Source organism: Cellulomonas sp. NTE-D12 (assembly GCF_027923705.1).
Lineage (GTDB): Bacteria > Actinomycetota > Actinomycetes > Actinomycetales > Cellulomonadaceae > Cellulomonas.
The window spans coordinates 1,251,680-1,267,509 of the sequence record NZ_AP026442.1 but is presented as its reverse complement, the minus strand read 5'-3'; the positions used below and the strand labels follow the sequence as shown (position 1 = coordinate 1,267,509).

16 protein-coding genes are annotated in these 15,830 nt (G+C 73.2%); 5 read left to right on the top strand and 11 right to left on the bottom strand.

Annotation, left to right across the window (positions count from 1 at the left end):
- Positions 1 to 80 precede the first annotated feature (80 nt).
- Positions 81 to 638, bottom strand: coding sequence for a hypothetical protein (locus QMF98_RS05820; RefSeq protein ID WP_337975083.1), 558 nt, complete (start codon positions 636 to 638; stop codon positions 81 to 83).
- An 83-nt stretch (positions 639 to 721) separates the two neighbouring features.
- A complete protein-coding gene (gene yczR, locus QMF98_RS05815) occupies positions 722 to 2,149 on the bottom strand; it encodes a MocR-like transcription factor YczR (protein ID WP_337975082.1) in 1,428 nt (475 codons plus the stop codon).
- A 62-nt stretch (positions 2,150 to 2,211) separates the two neighbouring features.
- Between yczR and yczE the strand changes: the two genes are divergently transcribed.
- A complete protein-coding gene (yczE, locus tag QMF98_RS05810; RefSeq protein WP_348773398.1) occupies positions 2,212 to 2,853 on the top strand; it encodes a membrane protein YczE in 642 nt (213 codons plus the stop codon).
- 27 nt (positions 2,854 to 2,880) lie between these two features.
- On the opposite strand, the gene QMF98_RS05805 is transcribed toward yczE, so the two are convergent.
- On the bottom strand, positions 2,881 to 3,312 hold the full coding sequence (locus QMF98_RS05805) for a DoxX family protein (RefSeq protein WP_337975081.1): 432 nt from the start codon (positions 3,310 to 3,312) through the stop codon (positions 2,881 to 2,883).
- Positions 3,313 to 3,468: 156 nt separating this feature from the next.
- Here QMF98_RS05805 and QMF98_RS05800 point away from each other — a divergent pair, with 156 nt between their 5' ends.
- Complete coding sequence (locus QMF98_RS05800) at positions 3,469 to 4,344, top strand: hypothetical protein (protein ID WP_337975080.1); 876 nt, start codon at positions 3,469 to 3,471, stop codon at positions 4,342 to 4,344.
- 70 nt (positions 4,345 to 4,414) lie between these two features.
- Here the strand turns inward: QMF98_RS05800 and QMF98_RS05795 are convergent, their stop codons facing one another.
- The 3 genes from QMF98_RS05795 to QMF98_RS05785 all read right to left on the bottom strand — a co-directional run bounded on the left by QMF98_RS05795 (position 4,415) and on the right by QMF98_RS05785 (position 8,259).
- Complete coding sequence (locus tag QMF98_RS05795; RefSeq protein ID WP_337975079.1) at positions 4,415 to 7,198, bottom strand: alkaline phosphatase family protein; 2,784 nt, start codon at positions 7,196 to 7,198, stop codon at positions 4,415 to 4,417.
- Between the two features lie 270 nt (positions 7,199 to 7,468).
- Positions 7,469 to 7,786 (bottom strand): ArsR/SmtB family transcription factor, encoded by a 318-nt coding sequence (locus QMF98_RS05790; RefSeq protein ID WP_337975078.1) that lies wholly within the window; start codon positions 7,784 to 7,786, stop codon positions 7,469 to 7,471.
- The gene (locus tag QMF98_RS05785; RefSeq protein ID WP_337975077.1) at positions 7,783 to 8,259 is read right to left on the bottom strand and encodes an SRPBCC family protein; all 477 of its coding nucleotides are present in this window, start codon (positions 8,257 to 8,259) and stop codon (positions 7,783 to 7,785) included. The genes QMF98_RS05790 and QMF98_RS05785 overlap by 4 nt, the downstream gene beginning before the upstream one ends.
- A 143-nt stretch (positions 8,260 to 8,402) precedes the next feature.
- On the opposite strand from QMF98_RS05785, the gene QMF98_RS05780 reads away from it, so the two are divergent.
- Positions 8,403 to 9,317 carry a hypothetical protein gene (locus QMF98_RS05780; RefSeq protein ID WP_337975076.1) on the top strand — a complete coding sequence of 305 codons (915 nt, stop codon included), beginning with the start codon at positions 8,403 to 8,405 and terminating at the stop codon, positions 9,315 to 9,317.
- 31 nt (positions 9,318 to 9,348) lie between these two features.
- On the opposite strand, the gene QMF98_RS05775 is transcribed toward QMF98_RS05780, so the two are convergent.
- Genes QMF98_RS05775 through QMF98_RS05755 form a run of 5 tightly spaced genes read right to left on the bottom strand, consistent with a single transcriptional unit; the run spans position 9,349 to position 12,734 of the window.
- Positions 9,349 to 10,110, bottom strand: coding sequence for an ABC transporter permease (locus QMF98_RS05775; RefSeq protein WP_337975075.1), 762 nt, complete (start codon positions 10,108 to 10,110; stop codon positions 9,349 to 9,351).
- Positions 10,107 to 11,054: an ABC transporter ATP-binding protein gene (locus QMF98_RS05770; protein ID WP_337975074.1), complete on the bottom strand. Its 948-nt coding sequence runs from the start codon at positions 11,052 to 11,054 to the stop codon at positions 10,107 to 10,109. The genes QMF98_RS05775 and QMF98_RS05770 overlap by 4 nt, the downstream gene beginning before the upstream one ends.
- Positions 11,051 to 11,458 carry a PLD nuclease N-terminal domain-containing protein gene (locus QMF98_RS05765; RefSeq protein ID WP_337975073.1) on the bottom strand — a complete coding sequence of 136 codons (408 nt, stop codon included), beginning with the start codon at positions 11,456 to 11,458 and terminating at the stop codon, positions 11,051 to 11,053. Before QMF98_RS05765 ends, QMF98_RS05770 begins: the two co-directional genes overlap by 4 nt.
- Complete coding sequence (locus QMF98_RS05760; RefSeq protein ID WP_337975072.1) at positions 11,455 to 12,390, bottom strand: DUF1648 domain-containing protein; 936 nt, start codon at positions 12,388 to 12,390, stop codon at positions 11,455 to 11,457. The genes QMF98_RS05765 and QMF98_RS05760 overlap by 4 nt, the downstream gene beginning before the upstream one ends.
- Positions 12,387 to 12,734 (bottom strand): PadR family transcriptional regulator, encoded by a 348-nt coding sequence (locus QMF98_RS05755; RefSeq protein WP_337975071.1) that lies wholly within the window; start codon positions 12,732 to 12,734, stop codon positions 12,387 to 12,389. Before QMF98_RS05755 ends, QMF98_RS05760 begins: the two co-directional genes overlap by 4 nt.
- A gap of 193 nt (positions 12,735 to 12,927) precedes the next feature.
- Between QMF98_RS05755 and QMF98_RS05750 the strand changes: the two genes are divergently transcribed.
- A complete protein-coding gene (locus QMF98_RS05750) occupies positions 12,928 to 13,812 on the top strand; it encodes an alpha/beta fold hydrolase (RefSeq protein WP_337975070.1) in 885 nt (294 codons plus the stop codon).
- A gap of 118 nt (positions 13,813 to 13,930) precedes the next feature.
- A complete protein-coding gene (locus tag QMF98_RS05745) occupies positions 13,931 to 15,826 on the top strand; it encodes an acyl-CoA dehydrogenase family protein (protein ID WP_337975069.1) in 1,896 nt (631 codons plus the stop codon).
- The last annotated feature ends 4 nt before the right edge of the window (positions 15,827 to 15,830 follow it).

Below are 15,830 nucleotides of genomic sequence, written 5' to 3'. Positions count from 1 at the left end.
GCCCGCAGCGGACCAGGACGGAGGAACCGTGCCGGCTTTAGCGTCACTACATCGGCATCTGCGCGCCCGCTGCGCCGGACCTAGGTCCCGGACAGGGGCTCTGACGATTTCTCACCCGCCCCGTGGGCGACGTAGGCCCACGACGCCACGACCAGCACCACGGTCGACGCGACCACGGCGGTCAGCACCGGACCGACCCACGTCACGGGGATGAGGAAGAAGACGTCGAGGTCGGTGAGCGCGGCCGGCCAGCCGTCGAGCACGCGCAGGAACAGGTAGTACGTCAGGTCCCACACCGCGAAGGCGATGAAGAAGGCGGCAACGCGCCGCCGCAGCGTGTCCGCGGCGAGCACCGCGACTGCGAGCAGCATCAGCAGCGTGGCCGCCTCCCGTGCGACCTCTACCTGGGTGAGCACCGGGTCGACCAGCACGGTGCGCTCCGGCTGCACGAAGGCGATCACCCGCAGGTCGAGGTAGACGTGCTGCGCGGCCACCTCGTAGCCGGCGTGGTAGCCGATCACCCGGCGGAGGTAGTGCACCACGGCCGCCTCGACGTACCCGAAGCCGGTGCCGAACAGCAGCAGCGCCGTCCACCGGACCCAGACGGATCCGTGCGAACCCCGCCGGTGCGCAGCCACGAGACCACCTCCGATCGTCGTCCCGCCCATCGTGCCGCCCTCCGCCCTCGGGTGCGGCACCTCCGTCCGGCGCGGCAGCCCCGTCAGACGGCCGGCGCCCAGGGCCGCCGCGCCGGCGCCGGTCGGTCGAGCGTCGCCCACGCCTCCGCGATCCGCTGGACCGCGGTGACCAGCACGGGTTCCGGCTCACCGAAGGTCAGCCGCAGCCGGTCGTCGAAGGTGCCGTCGGTCCCGAAGGCCGTGCCCGGCACGAGATGGACGCCGCACGCCGGGCCCCGCAGCGCGAGCGCCGTGGACGCCGGTGCACCGAGGTCCACCCACAGGCTCAGACCGCCCGCCGGGGGCCGGGCGCTCCAGCCCGGCAGATGGGTGCCGAGCAGCCCCAGCAGCACGTCGCGCTGGCGCCGCAGGTCCGCACGACGACGGGCGAGGATCGTGTGCCGCTCGGCGAGCAGGCGAACCAGCACCAGCTGGTCGAGCACCGACGTGCCGACGTCCATGCTCGCCCGGCGGGCGGCGAGCCGGGCGACGAGCTCGGGGTGGGCACGCACCCAGCCGACGCGGAGGCCGCCCCAGTACGCCTTGGAGCTGGAGCCGATGCCGACCACGGCGCGACCGTCGCCGGCCACCAGCGACGGCGCCGGCTCGCCGAACGCGAGCTCGCTGAACGCCTCGTCGACCACGAGCGGCACGCCGGCCCGGGCCAGCACGCTCCGGACCGCGGACCGGCTGCCCGGGTCCAGCACGGTCCCGGTGGGGTTCTGGAAGTCGGGGATCAGGTAGGCCAGGCGGGGGTCGGTCCGGGCGACGGTGGCCCGCAGCAGCTCGACGTCGACCCCGGCTCCGCCGACGGGCACCGGCACGGGCCGGGCACCGGCGGAGCGGACCGCCTCGATGGCCAGCGGGTAGGTCGGGTGCTCCACCACCACGCGGTCCCCACGGCCGGCGAGCAGGCCCACGATCAGGTGGATCGCGTGCTGGGCGCCGGTGGTGACCAGGATCTGCTCGCTGGTCGTCGGCACGCCCCGCTCGTCGTACCAGTCCGCGAGCGCCGCGCGCAGGCTCGGCAGGCCGAACGAGCTGTACCCGCGACCGGCCACGTGGCGCAGGTCGTCGACGGCGGCCTCGCACGCGGCGGCGAGCTCGGGCGGCTGACCGGGTGCCGCCTTGGTCAGGTCCAGCAGGTTTGCATCCGGCAGGTCGGAGAACCGGGGCGAGGGTCGCACCCCGCCGGGCAGCGCGGTGACGGTGCCGGAGCCCTGCCGGCTGACCAGGTAGCCCTCGCCCCGCAGCACGTCGTAGGCGGTGGACACCGTGGTCCGGGAGATCCCGAGCGCGGCCGCGAGCTCGCGCTCTCCCGGCAGGCGGGTGCGCGGCGGCAACGCTCCGGCGAGCACGGCGGAGCGCAGCCCGTCGGCGAGCGCCGCGTACGCCGAGCCCGAGCCGGCACAGCCGTCCATCAGCGCCGCCACCCGCTCCGGACCGACGCGACGGTCGCTGCTCACGCGCACCAGGCCACTGTCGGGCAAGTGGCCCTGGAGCACAAGGCCACTTGTGTCGCAGGATCGCCGTCGTGACCACCGCGACCAGCCCCGCCGACGGCCGCCGCACCGAGACCGGCCGGCTCCACCTGCGCCGTGGCGCCCAGCTCGCCGTCGGCCTCGCGCTCTACCCCGTGTCGATGGCCCTGCTGGTGCATGCCCGCCTCGGCGCGATGCCGTGGGACGTGCTGACGCTCGGCATCCGCCGCCACACGCCGCTCTCGTTCGGGCAGATCACCCTCGTGGTCTCCGTGCTCGTGCTCGCCGCGTGGTGGCCGCTGCGGCAGCGGCCCGGCATCGGCACCGTCGCGAACGTCGTGGTGATCGGCGTGCTCGTCGACCCGGTGCTGAGGCTCCTGGACCTGCTGCCCCACCTGTCCCTGGCGTGGCGCGCAGCGATGCTCGTGGCCGGGGTGGCCCTGAACGCCCTGGCGACGGCGCTGTACATCGGGGCGCGCCTGGGTCCGGGGCCGCGCGACGGCCTGATGACCGGGCTGGTGGCCCGCACGGGCTGGTCCGTGCGAGTGGTCCGGACGTCGATCGAGGTCGGCGTGGTGCTGGTCGGCTGGCTGCTGGGAGGTGCCCTGGGCGTCGGCACGCTGGTGTACGCGGTCGGCGTCGGGCCCCTGGTGCACCCATTGCTGGCGCGGCTGACGGTGCGTCAGCGCGGTTGACCGCCCGCCGCGGCTGACGGCCGCGCGCTACTCGATGACGGCGAACAGCAGCCCGCCCAGCATCGCCATGTTCTTCTGGAACTGGAGCTTCTGGGCGGCACGCTTGTCCGGGTCGTCGATCCGCCAGTAGGGGTGGCCGGCGACGGACGTCGGCAGCAACGAGGCCGCGAGCACGGCGGCCGAGGTGCGGGGCAGGATGCCGAGGGCGAGCGTCGCGCCCGCCACCAGCTGGGCCGCACCGTTGGCCTTCACCAGGGCTTCGTCGTCCGCGGGCAGCGGGACCACCTTGCGCAGGGTGCCCAGGGTGCCGGCCGCCACGTCCACGCGGCCGCCCGGCTCCTTCACCACCGCGTACCCGGCCTCGACGAACAGCCAGCCGGTCAGTCCGCGGGCGGCGGTCCGCAGCACCGCGCGTCCCGCCGTCCCCAGCACCGACCGATCTCCGCGAGCACTCGACATCTGGCCGACCTCCGCTCCGGCACGCCGCTCGGCGGCCCGAGACCATCGTCTCCCCGCCGTCGGCGTCCGCGCGCGATGGGCGGACGCTTCCGGGCCGTGCCCGACGCGGAGGCGACCCGACGGGTCGACGTGGGACCTGCGGGGCACACTGGCGAGATGGACGACGCCGCGCTCGACGACGCGGCGCGCACCACCTACCGGTACCTCCGCGTCTCCGTGGTGGCGCTCACCCTGCTGCTGGCCGTCTCGCTGACCCTCGAGGTCGCCCGCGGTGGGGAGCGGTTCGGCTCGATCAGCGGGTACTACTACTCCCCCGTCCGCAGCGTGCTGGTGGGCACCCTGATGGCGATCGGCCCGGCACTGATCGCGATCAAGGGCCGCCCCGGCTGGGAGGACACGCTGCTCGACCTCGCCGGCATGGCGGTGCCGCTGGTCGCGTTCGTCCCGACGCCGCGCGAGCTGGGCCCCGAGGTCTGCGGCCCCGGCACGGCGAGCTGCGTGCCGCCGGAGTACGTGCCGGCCGTGCGCAACAACGTGACGGCCCTGCTGGTGGTGGGGGCCCTGGTGCTCGCAGTCACGTGGTGGGGCGCCCGACGACGCGGCCGTCCGGCGAGCGTCGGCCTGATCGCCGCGAGCGCCGCCTGGCTGGTGGTCACGGTCTGGTTCGTCGTCTCACCGGACCTGTTCCTGCGGATGGGCCACTACGGCGCCGCGCTCGTGTTCTTCCTGCTCACGGCTGCCGTCGCGTGGCTCGCCGGTCGACGAGCCGGCGAGCGGACGGACCTGCGGCTGATGTCGCCGGACCGGTACGGCCGGGCCTACCGCACCATCGCCACCCTGATCCTCGCGACGCTCGTCGTCGGCGCCGGCGTGGTGGGCGGCGCCCGGCTGATCGGCCTCCGGCCCTGGTTCGGCACGGTGTTCGTGGTCGAGTCGGTCCTGCTGGTGCTCTTCGTCGTGTTCTGGGTGCTGCAGACCGCCGAGAACTGGGACGACGAGGCCGTCGAGCACTGCCCGCCGACGGCTCCGTGATCGTGGGGCGTCGACCGGCCCGGTGAGGTGCTCCCACCGGGCCGGTCGCGTCAGGGCCGAGCGAACGAGATCAGCCGTCGCCCCCCGCCGCGGGCGCGGCTGCCGGAGACGCCGGCGCCGCACCCGTGCCTGCGCCGGCGTCGGTGTCCGGGCCTGCGTCGGCGCCGGGCACCTCGTCCGGCATCAGCACCTTGGCGTCACCCGGGTACGGCGTGGTGAAGCCGTTGCCGGAGTACCAGACGTCGCGGTTGCCCTGGGCCATGTTGACCATGTCCTCCGACTTCCAGTCCTGCTTGGCGGACCACTGGGCCCAGGCCGTCTGCAGCGCAGACGTGGTGGACCCCTTCGCCGCGGTGGTGGTCGCCGTCGGCGCCGCCCCGGGCTGCGGGTTCGTCTCGGTCAGGGGGACGTTGCTCGACAGCGCGGTGTACGGCGTCAGGTCCGGCTTGTCGGTGAAGGCGTCGAACATCGGCTCCGCCGTCAGGTCCTCCTGGTTCATCGGCGGCAGGCCGAGGATCTGCTCGATGGTGCGCATCACGTTCAGCTGGCTGTAGTACGTGTGCACCACGGCGCCCCGCTTGGCGTACGGGCTCACCACCAGCGTCGGGTTGCGGTGGCCGTCGACGTGGTCGACCCCGTTCTGGGAGTCGTCCTCGACGACGAAGATCGCACTGTTCTTCCAGTACGGGCTGTGCGAGATGGTGTCGACGATGCGGCCGACCGCCAGGTCGTTGTCGGCCACGTGGGCCTCGGGCGTGATGCCGCCCGGGGTGGTGCCGGCCGTGTGGTCGTTCATCACCCACAGCATGTTCAGCGCCGGCAGGTTGCCGTTCTTCACGTACCCGGCGAAGTCGTTGCCGAACATCGCGGCGCGGTACTGGTCGGGGATGTTCAGGTCGAAGTTGGGGAAGTCCGGCTTGGTGACCGCGGCCAGCGACGGGATGTCGGTCTTGGCGGTGTAGGTGCCGAGCGGGTAGTTGAGCGAGCCGGTCGCCGAACCGTCGAGCACGTGGGAGTCGGCCAGCCACCTGGTCCAGCTGTCGGAGGTGGTGCCCTTCCCGCTCGCGTCGGTGTAGCTGTCGATCTGCTCGCCCCAGTTGGTCACCGACTTCCCGTGCGAGACGGCGTCGTCCCAGATCCAGCCCGTCTTCACGTCGGAGAGCGGGTCACCGGTCTGGTAGGAGCGGGTGTAGTTGCCGTACATCTGCTGCATGTAGCTGTTGACGAACGCCTGGTCGAGCCAGTGGTGCCCCTCGGCCGAGTTGGTGCCGTCCGAGTAGAGGTTGTCGATCAGCGGGAACGTGGTCGCCAGCGAGTGGATGTTCGGGGTGATCCGCTGCCCGAACTGGGCCAGGCTCGCGTCGCCGTTGCCCTTGGCCACGTCGCCAAGCACCTGGTCGTAGGTGCGGTTCTCCTTCACGATGAGGAACACGTGCTGGATGGTCGACGGATCGCCGATCCGCACGGGCACCGCGACGGGTGACGCCTTCTTCTTGTCCGCCGTCTGGTTGCGCTTGTCGAGGTCGTTCCACTGGTTGTTGCGGAACACCTGCTCGGTGTCGGTGGCCATCTGCGCGGGGGTCGGCGTCGCGATCGTCTGCACCGTGCCGACGAAGTTGTAGCCCAGGTGCGACGTGGCCGGCGTGGTGCCGACCCCCTCGGCGACCGTCCCGTCCGGCCCGACCGAGCCGACGCCCTGCTCGCTCGCCACCACGAGCTTGCCGAGCGCGGCGTCCTGCGCGATGCCGGTGGGGAACGACCCGGTGGGGATCAGGCCCTCGAAGGTGGGCTGCGAGTACGCGTCCTGGTAGCCGTACACGGCCACCGCGTTGTCCCGGCCCAGGCTGACCGCGAGGTGCGTCGCGTCGAGCATGGTCAGGCCGTTCGGCTGCGCACCGAACGGCGCCCCGGGTGCCGGGTTGGCGCTGAAGGTCCGGGCGACCTGCTGCTTCACGGTGTCGATGCTGGTCACCGAGTCGTCGTCGGTGTTCGCGACGAGCACGGTGGGACCGACGGCGAGCAGGGCGCTCGGCTCCAGCCCCACGGCGAAGGTCTTGACCTGGGCGCCCGAGCCGAGGTCGACCTCCGAGACCGTGCCGGTGGTCGGCGCCGCGTTGTGGTCGGTGACGATCGCCGTGCCGTACGACGTGTCGGTCTGGTCGCCCGGCTGGGCGGGCCGGCCGCCCTGGTTGCTCACGTAGGCCTTGCCGCCGACGACGACCACACCGTTCGGCACGTTGCCGACCGGGATCTGCTTCACGAGCGTGCTGCTGACCGGGTCGACCACACCGAGGGTGCCGTTGGCGCTCAACGTCACGAGCAGCGTGCCGTCGGGCGCCCAGGCGAGGCCGGCCGGCACCGCCTTGCGGCCGCCGGTGCCGGGCAGCGCGACCGTGACGGGCGTACCGAGCGTGCCGTCGGCGTTGACCGGGAACCGCTGCAGATCAGCAGGGCGAGCCGCCCAGAGGTACTTGCCGTCGGGCGAGTACACGATCCCGCCGTCGGAGATCTTCCCGCCGCCCGTCTGCTGCAGCACCTTGCCGCTGACCAGGTCGAACACCGTGACGATGCCGGTGGTGGCACCACCCGTGTTGAGGGCGGCCGCCGTCTTGCCGTCCGGGCGCAGTGCGAGGCCGAAGGGCCGGCCGTTCTCCTTGATCACGTCGCCCACCGGGGTGACGAACTGTTTGGTCTGGGTCAGGTACGACCCGTCGGCCTGCTTGCCGACCGTGCGGTGCGTGAGCGGCGAGTTGCCGAACGCTCCGTCCGCATAGGCGGCGCCGGTGCCGACCGCGGCGGCCAGGAGTGCCGCGGTCACCACCGTCGCCGGTCGGATGAGCTTGCGCTCGAACATGGGTGCTCCCGTCGTCAGGGCTGTGGGTGCTCGCCGCGGCATCGAGGCCGGCGACACGGCGACGCTAGGAATGGGACCAAGGTCCCCACCACTGACGGCACGTGGCCACCTGGTGAACCCGCCTGACCTGCACCGATGTGCACTGCGAGCCGTCAACTCGCTGGTCAGGCCCTGGCACAACCCTGTGAGCGGGTGAAACTACGGGTGAACTCCCGGTGACCGGCCCCAGAGCTGCGCCCCGGCCGCGTCCCCGGTCCCGAGCCACGCCCCCTACAGGCCCTCGGCGATCTCCTTGATCGTCGCCAGCCGCCGCTCCCACTGCACCCCGACCTGCTCGAGCGTCCGGGCGGTCTCGCCGAGCCGGGCACCGAGCACCCGGTAGCGGACCTCCCGGCCCACCCGCACCGGCTCCACCAGCCCGACCTGCTCGAGCAGCTGGAGGTGCTTGGCGATCGCCTGGCGGCTGACCGGCAGACGCCCGGCGAGGGCGGACGCCGACGCGTCGCCCTCGCCGAGCGCGGCCAGGATGCTCCACCGCGTGTCGTCGCCGAGCGCGGCCAGCACCGGGACCAGGGTGCTGGTGCTCACGCGATGCTCTCGACGTAGGCGACCAGCTCGTCGAGCTCGGCCGTCCACCCGCCGCGGTTGCTCTCCAGGGCCGCGTGCGGATCCGTCAGCGTGCCGAAGCCCCGCTCGACCACCGTCAGGACGGTGCCGGCCCCGGCGGGCTCGAGGGTGAACCGGAACACGGTCGAGTGCTCCGGGTCCACGTCGGTGCCGCTCAGCGCCCGGGCGTTGTCGTTGCTCCACCGGTAGGCGATCACCCGCAGCGGCTCGAGCTCCTCGATCAGCACCGGGAAGTCGCCGTAGCCGTCGAAGGAGAAGACGCCGCGGGCGCCGAGCGCCAGCTCGTCGAGCACCGTGCGCTGCCCGAACCACCGAGAGATGTGCTCCGGCTCGGTGATCGCGGCCCAGACCTTCTCCACGGGGGCGTCGATGGTCACCGCGCGCGTGACGGTCAAGCCCTCCAGGTCGCTGACGGCGGGCGGGTTGGTGGTCATGGTCATGAGTCTGTCCTCTCAGGTCGATTTGGTGCAACCACAGAGTTGCACTCGTCCGGCTGAAGTGCAATAGAAAGATTGCAGTTGTGAATCAGGCTCCGGTCCCCGGCGGCGACGGCCGCCATCCGGCGTACCGTCTGCCCATGACCGCCGAGTACGACGCGTTCGGGCCGTGGGTCTACCAGGTCCGCACGCCCGAGGAGGTCCCGCGGCTGTTCCGGGACGGGCCGCTCGACCTCGACAGCAGCGAGCTGGTCCTCAAGGTGCCGCGCAACATCGCCCGCCGGGACGCGACCCCGCAGATGGACCTGTACGACCACCTGCTCGCCGCCGGTCCCGACCAGCTGACCGTGCTGAGCCGGCAGCCGGGCGGCTACACCACCGCCACCGTCCCCTACGCGGGCATCGCGGCGATCGAGTCCGGCACCGACCTGCTGGACGGGCAGCTCACCTTCCACCTCACCACGGGCGAGCCGGCACTGACGGTCCGGTACAACGGGTCGTCGCAGGCGATGGTCGACCGCCTGGTCGGCGTCGTGCGCACGCGGTACCTCGCCGGCTCGACGGCGGACGTGCGGCTGCCCGGCGAGGCCCGGGACGGCGACGTCGAGTTCGAGCACTTCGCCGCCGACCTCGCCCTGGTCAGCGAGTACGGCGCCGTGCTCCGCAGCGAGCCGGCCGTGACGTTCCTCGCCGCCCACCAGCGACGCGTGGTCACGCCCCGAGACTCCCGCGGGCTCGTGGGGGCCGTCTCCCGGCTGGTCCACTTCGCGTGGCCGATGACGCTGCAGGCGGCGATCCTGTGCGCCGAGCCGCGCGAGCTGACGGTGATCCACCGACGCGCGTGGTGGGTGCGCGGGCACGTCCCGGTGCACTCCGTGTGCCGGACGACGATCCCCCTGGACCGCGTCGACCAGCTCACGGTGCGTCCGCACCAGACCTACGCAGGCGTCGTCGTCGCGGCGCTCCGGCTGGGCCGGACGGTGCTGGAGCTGCCCGTGCCCGAGACGTCCGACGCGGCGTCCGTGCTGCGCCGGGCGCCGCTGCCGCACGCCTGAGCGACGCGCCGCCGCCCCCGCCGGCCGGAGCTCAGAGCTCCTTGCGCCGGAACACCAGCGCGGCCGCTGCGACGAGCAGCACCGACAGCACCAGCGACGTCACCACGGGCCACAGCGCCGACGCCTCCGTCCCCGCGGCCAGGGCGGTCGCCTGGGTCGGCAGGCCGGCGGGTGAGTACCGGGCGAGCGGCTTCCAGATCGAGGCGATCGACAGCAGCACGTAGACGCCGAGGCCCGCGCCCGCGGCACCGGCTGCCGAGCCGATCAGCACCGACAGCAGCGTCATCAGGGCGATGAACTGCACGGCGAGCACCAGCCACACCAGCGCCGACCCCCACAGCCCCGACCCCGGGGCCGTGCCGAAGAACGCCGCCGTCAGGCCCCACGTCATCAGCGTCCCGCCCACCAGCAGCACGGCGACGAACCCGGCGTTCACCAGCGCCTTGCCCAGCACGAACGCGCTGCGGGACACCGGCTTGGTCAGCACCAGCACCGCCGTGCCGCTGCGGCTCTCCGCCGAGACCAGGCCGCCGTAGATGATCACCAGGGCGAGCAGGGCGATCTGCGTGAGGTTCTTCGCCCACTGCGCGTACGAGTCGAGGTAGGTCGGCTCCGGCACGGTGAACCCGGCCAGCTGGTTGCCGGCGACCGCCTGGACGATCTGCGGCGTGTAGCGGGCCAGCGGTGGACCGGTCAGCGCGAAGAACGCGAGGATCCCCGGCAGCACCCACAGCCGCCACGTGCGCAGGATCTCGGACGCCTCCTTGCGTGCGAACACCGAGAACCCGGTCACCGCCGCTCCCCTCCGACCAGCTCCACGAACACGTCCTCCAGCCCCAGCTCCCCCGCGTCCAACCGGGACAGCCCGCTGCCGCGCGCCGCCACCATCGCCGGGATCTCGTGCTGCGCCGCGGCCAGGTCGACCACCGTCACCTCGATCGACCCGTTGGTGCCCCGCTGGACGGCCGACGCCCATGGGCGCCCGGCCAGCTCGGCGGCCAGCCCGTCGGCGTCGTCCGTGACGTCGAGCACCACCTTGCGTGCGCCGTACGTCGCCGTGAGCTCGGCGATGGGCGCCTGCGCGACGACGCGCCCGAGGTCGAGGATCGCCACGGCGTCGCAGACCCGTTCGACGTCACCGAGGATGTGCGTCGAGAAGAACACCGTGGTGCGCCCGCGCAACGACGCGATCATCTCCAGCAGGTCCTTGCGGCCCATCGGGTCCAGGGCGCTGGTCGGCTCGTCGAGCAGCAGCAGACGGGGCGCGTTCACCAGCGCCTGCGCGACGCCCAGCCGCTGCTTCATGCCGCGCGAGTAGCCGCCGATCCGCGTGCCGACGCCGGTGAGGCCGGCGAGGTCCAGCAGCATGACGACGCGCTCGTCCAGCGCGTCGCCGTGCAGGCCGAACAGCCGCCCGGCGAAGCGGAGGAAGTCCTCGGCCGTCATCCAGTCGTAGAACCCCGGCACGTCCGGCAGGAAGCCGATCTGCGCACGGACGGCGTTGCCCGCCGTCGCGACGTCGTGGCCGAGCACCTCCACGCGACCGCTGGTGGGTCGCGCCAGACCGGTGATCAGGCGAAGCATCGTCGTCTTGCCCGCGCCGTTGGGGCCGAGGAAGCCGAAGATCGAGCCCTCCTCGACCGTGAGGTCCACGGCGTCCAGCGCGCACTTGGCGCCGTAGGCCTTGGTGAGCGCGGTCGTGCGGATCGCCGCGGTGTCGGGGGTGGTCGCGGTCATCGCGGGTCGGCCTCGTCGCGGCCGGGGTCCGTGGCCTGCTCGTCGACGGGAGGCGGGCCGACCGGGCCCGGAGCGGCACCGGCACCCGAGCCGCCCGGCACCGGCGGTCGCGGTCCGTAGAGCGAGTCCGCGACACTGCCGGCACGAGGGCCGAGCTGCGCGGGCGCGGCCACCTCGGCCGCGGGAGCCGGCCGGCGGCCCACGAGGAGGTAGAGGATCGCCCCGAGCATGTTGACCAGCAGGATGATCGCCACCCACACCCACTTGTTGCCCAGCGCGACGCGGTCCACCGGCCGGCGGACCAGGTCGACGAGGGCGATGACGTCCAGGGTCAGCTGGACCACCCCGAGCACGATCACCACGACCAGCAGGGGGCCGGGAAGGCTGGTCAGCTGCGTGTTCACCACGACTGTCCTTTCGAGGAGGAGAGGTCGCGCCGCTGCTCCGCGGCACGGCCGAGACGCGAGACGCCGACGAGCAGGGCCAACGGCAGCACCACGAAGCCGACGATCCCGAGCCAGGTGATCCAGGGCCGCGTGCCGCCACCGGCGCTGACGAGGGTCTGCACGGCGATGGCCAGCGCCACGGTGCCGAGGCCGAGGCTCAGCGCCGAGGCGACCACCCGGTTGACCGCGCTCCGGCGGCGCAGGTGCACCCCGACCGCGAAGAGCAGCGGCACGACGGCGATCAGCCCGACCAGGACGAGCGCGGCGCCGCGGCTCGAGTAGCCGTTGGCGTGGCCCGCCGCGTCCCAGTGCGTGGGGACGGTGGCCGGCAGCGTGCGCCAGCGGGTCGCGACGAGCGCGCCGAGGACGACGACCACGGCGATCGGCGCGGCGAGCGTGCCGGTGACCACGCCGGGCGGTGCGGAGGCGAACGGTGCGTCCTCGTCGTCGGGGCGCACCAGGTGCAGCGCCACCGCGAGCGCGCCGAAGTTGACCGTCCAGCCCACGCCGAGCGCCTTGGGCACCAGGACGTGCGGGTTCGACGGGTCCCACATCCGCGTGGCGTACCGGTCCGAGCTCGGGTTCCGCAGGTCGTAGGGCATGCCGAGCACTCGTCCGACGAGGGAACCGCCCCCGGCCGGCCCCTCGCCGTCGTCCTCACGAGTGGCGGCGAACTCGCTGGCCAGCCGTGCCGGGTCGCCCAGCTCGGCGAGCACCCGCTCGGCGTCCTGCGCCGTGCCGGCCGTCGAGGCCAGCCGCTCCGCGACGTGCGCCCGCAGCTCCGCGACCTCGTCCGGGCCGATCGGCGCGCCGCTCCTCGCCGCTGCCGTCACGAGCGCCGCGAAGTACTCGTCCACCACGGCCTGCGCGGCGGGCGGCCGCCCGTTCATGGCGCCACGTCCGTGCCGAGCAGCTGGTCCATGTCGTTCTTCATCCCGTTCCATGCCCTCGCCAGGTCGGCGAACGACTCCTCGCCGGCGGCCGTCAGCCGGTAGTACTTGCGCGGCGGGCCCACCGGCGACTCCCGCCACACCGACGCGATCAGCCCCGACCGCTTGAGCCGCGACAGCAGCGGGTACGCCGTGCCCGCGCTGATCGCCAGCCCCGGGAACGCCGCCAGCCGTTCGACGATCTCGCCGCCGTAGGCCTCCTCCTGGTGCAGCAGCGCCAGGATGGCCAGCTCGACCACGCCCTTGCGGAACTGCGACGGGATGCCCTCGCGTCCGTCTGCCACGCGGGACCTCCCGTCTACCGTGTCGCGCCTAGTTCTATGCAATGCAAGGTAGACGGTAGTGCCAGCCAGCGGCTCGGGCAAGGGACCGAGGTCCACGATGAGTCCGTGCCGCCACAGCGGTCTGCACGACGACGGGGCGGCAGCCGACGCTGGTCACCGCCCGACGATCACGGCCCGACGAAGGAGCGCCGCCATGACGGACACGATCTCGACGCAGCACCTGGAGCTGCCGACCGCCACGCTCGCCTACGACGTGCACGGTCCCCTCCCGACCACCGACGGCCGGCCGCCCCTGCTGATGATCGGTCAGCCGATGGACGCCCGCGGGTTCGCGACGCTCGCCTCCCTGTTCCCCGAGCGGACCGTGGTGACGTACGACCCGCGAGGCCTCGCCCGCAGCACCCGCCGGGACGGCTCCACCCGCAACAGCCCCACCCAGCAGGCGGACGACCTGCACCACCTGGTGGCGCGGCTCGGTGCCGGGCCGGTGGACCTGTTCGCGAGCAGCGGCGGGGCCGTCACGGCGCTCGCCCTGGTCAGCGAGCACCCCGAGGACGTCCGCACGCTCGTCGCGCACGAGCCGCCGCTGCTGTCGGTGCTGCCGGACGCCGAGCGGGCGTTCGCCGCCGAGCGCCGGGTGCAGCAGCAGTACGCCGCGCACGGCTGGGGCGCCGGCATGGCCATGTTCATCGCGTTCACCTCGGTGCGCGGCGAGCTCGGTGACGACTTCGGCGCGCAGCCGCCGGACCCCGCCGTGTTCGGGCTGCCGACGCAGGACGACGGGTCGCGCGAGGACCCCTTGCTGTCCGGCGTGTCCGACGACGTGACGGCCTACCGCCCGGACGTCGCCGCGCTGCGGGCGGCACCGACCCGGGTGGTCGTCGCCGCCGGCATCGAGAGCCAGGACCTGGTCACCTGGCGTGCCTCCGCGGCCCTCGCCGCGGCGCTCGGCACCGAGCTGACCGTGTTCCCCAGCCACCACGCCGGCTTCGTCGGTCCCGGCTTCGGCCAGCCCGGCCAGCCGGAGGCCTTCGCCGCCCGTCTCCGCGAGGTGCTCGGCGACGCGGCCGGCCACTGAGGGGGCGACCGACTGGGAGACGTCACCCTGACGGACGAGCCCGACAGGGTGACCGCTCGGTAACATCGGGACGAGCGGCCGGCCCGTTCGGTGCGGGTCCCGCTGCGGGAGGCTCGCCGTGAGCAACGTCGCCGTGAACCAGGCTCCCACCCCGGGTGAGCGCAAGGCTCGTGAGGTCGCAGAGGCGGCCCGTGAGACGCAGTGGACCCGGCCGAGCTTCGCCAAGGGGCTGTACCTCGGCTCCTTCGACGTCGGCCTGATCCACCCGTACCCCACGTCCGACCCGGACGCCGAGGCACGCGGGGCCACGTTCCGCGCGGAGCTGCTCGAGGTGTGCCGCACCATCGACGGCCGGGCGATCGAGCGCGAGGACCACATCCCCGAGCACGTCGTCGAGGCCCTGCGACGGATCGGCGCCTTCGGCATGAAGATCCCGCAGCGGTACGGCGGCCTCGGCCTCTCGCTGGTGGACTACGGCAGGGCGCTGATGCTGGTCAGCACCGTGCACCCGAGCCTGGGCGCGCTGCTGTCCGCGCACCAGTCGATCGGTGTGCCGGAGCCCGTCCACCAGTTCGGCAGCCCCGCGCAGAAGCAGGAGTACCTCCCTCGCTGCGCCGCGGGCGCCATCTCGGCCTTCCTGCTCACCGAGCCCGACGTCGGCTCGGACCCTGCGCGGCTCGGCACCACCGCCACCCCGACGGAGGACGGTGCCGCGTACCTGCTGGACGGCACCAAGCTGTGGACCACCAACGGCCCGATCGCCGAGCTGCTGGTCGTCATGGCCGTCGTGCCCCCGCACGACGGCGAGCGCGGCGGCATCAGCGCCTTCGTCGTCGAGGCGGACACCCCGGGCATCACCGTCGAGCACCGCAACCGGTTCATGGGGCTGCGCGGCATGGAGAACGGGGTCACCAGGTTCCGGCAGGTGCGCGTCCCCGCGGAGAACCGGCTGGGCCGCGAGGGACAGGGCCTGAAGATCGCGCTGACCACGCTGAACACCGGTCGGCTGTCGATCCCGGCGATCTGCGCGGGCGGCAGCAAGTGGGCCCTGTCCATCGCGCGGCAGTGGTCCACCGAGCGGGTGCAGTGGGGCCGGCCCGTCGGTGAGCACGAGGCGATCGCCTCGAAGCTGGCCTTCATCGCCGCGACGACGTTCGCGCTCGAGTCGGTGTTCGACCTGTCCGCCCGGCTGGCCGACGCCGGCCAGAAGGACGTCCGCATCGAGGCGGCGCTGGCCAAGCTGTGGGCCAGCGAGATGGGGTACCGGGTGGCCGACGAGCTGGTGCAGATCCGCGGGGGGCGTGGGTACGAGAGCGCTGACTCCCTCGCGGCCCGTGGTGAACGGGCCGTCGGTGCCGAGCAGCTGCTGCGGGACATGCGCATCAACCGGATCTTCGAGGGGTCGTCGGAGATCATGCGGCTGCTGATCGCCCGCGAGGCGGTGGACGCGCACCTGGCGGCGGCCGGTGAGCTGGCGTCGCGGGACGCCTCGTGGGGCGCCAAGGCGCGCTCGGCGGTCGGCGCGAGCAAGTTCTACGTGCGCTGGTTCCCCTCGTTGCTGGCCGGTGAGGGCTCGCGTCCCGGCACGTACGCGGAGTTCGGCCGGCTGGCCCGGCACGTGAGGTTCGTCGAGCGGTCGTCGCGCGCGCTGGCCCGGCGCACGTTCTACGCGATGGCCCGCTACCAGGCCCGGCTGGACCGCCGGCAGGTGCTGCTCGGCCACATCGTCGACATCGGGGCCGAGCTGTTCGCGATGTCCGCGGTCTGCACCCGCGCCGTCGCGATGCGCCGCTCGGACCCGGTGGCTGGGGCGGACGCCGTCCGCCTGGCCGACGCGTTCTGCGAGCAGTCCCGAGCTCGGGTCGACGCGCTGTTCCGAGGTCTGGGCGGCTCGACGGGCCCGACGGACAACCGGCTCGCACGCGCCGTCATGGCCGGGCGGATGACCTGGGCGGAGGACGGCATCCTCGACCCGTCCGAGGGCACCGGCCCCTGGATCGCCCCGCGCGGCTGACGGG

What these genes read in the sequence shown, in the direction of transcription:
- QMF98_RS05800 (WP_337975080.1), top strand. Translation starts at nt 3,469, where the DNA reads ATGGACGACGCCGCGCTCGACGACGCGGCGCGCACCACCTACCGGTAC.
- QMF98_RS05750 (WP_337975070.1), top strand. Translation starts at nt 12,928, where the DNA reads ATGACGGACACGATCTCGACGCAGCACCTGGAGCTGCCGACCGCCACG.
- QMF98_RS05785 (WP_337975077.1), bottom strand. Translation starts at nt 8,259, where the DNA reads ATGACCACCAACCCGCCCGCCGTCAGCGACCTGGAGGGCTTGACCGTC.
- QMF98_RS05805 (WP_337975081.1), bottom strand. Translation starts at nt 3,312, where the DNA reads ATGTCGAGTGCTCGCGGAGATCGGTCGGTGCTGGGGACGGCGGGACGC.
- QMF98_RS05795 (WP_337975079.1), bottom strand. Translation starts at nt 7,198, where the DNA reads ATGTTCGAGCGCAAGCTCATCCGACCGGCGACGGTGGTGACCGCGGCA.
- QMF98_RS05770 (WP_337975074.1), bottom strand. Translation starts at nt 11,054, where the DNA reads ATGACCGCGACCACCCCCGACACCGCGGCGATCCGCACGACCGCGCTC.
- QMF98_RS05760 (WP_337975072.1), bottom strand. Translation starts at nt 12,390, where the DNA reads ATGAACGGGCGGCCGCCCGCCGCGCAGGCCGTGGTGGACGAGTACTTC.
- QMF98_RS05780 (WP_337975076.1), top strand. Translation starts at nt 8,403, where the DNA reads ATGACCGCCGAGTACGACGCGTTCGGGCCGTGGGTCTACCAGGTCCGC.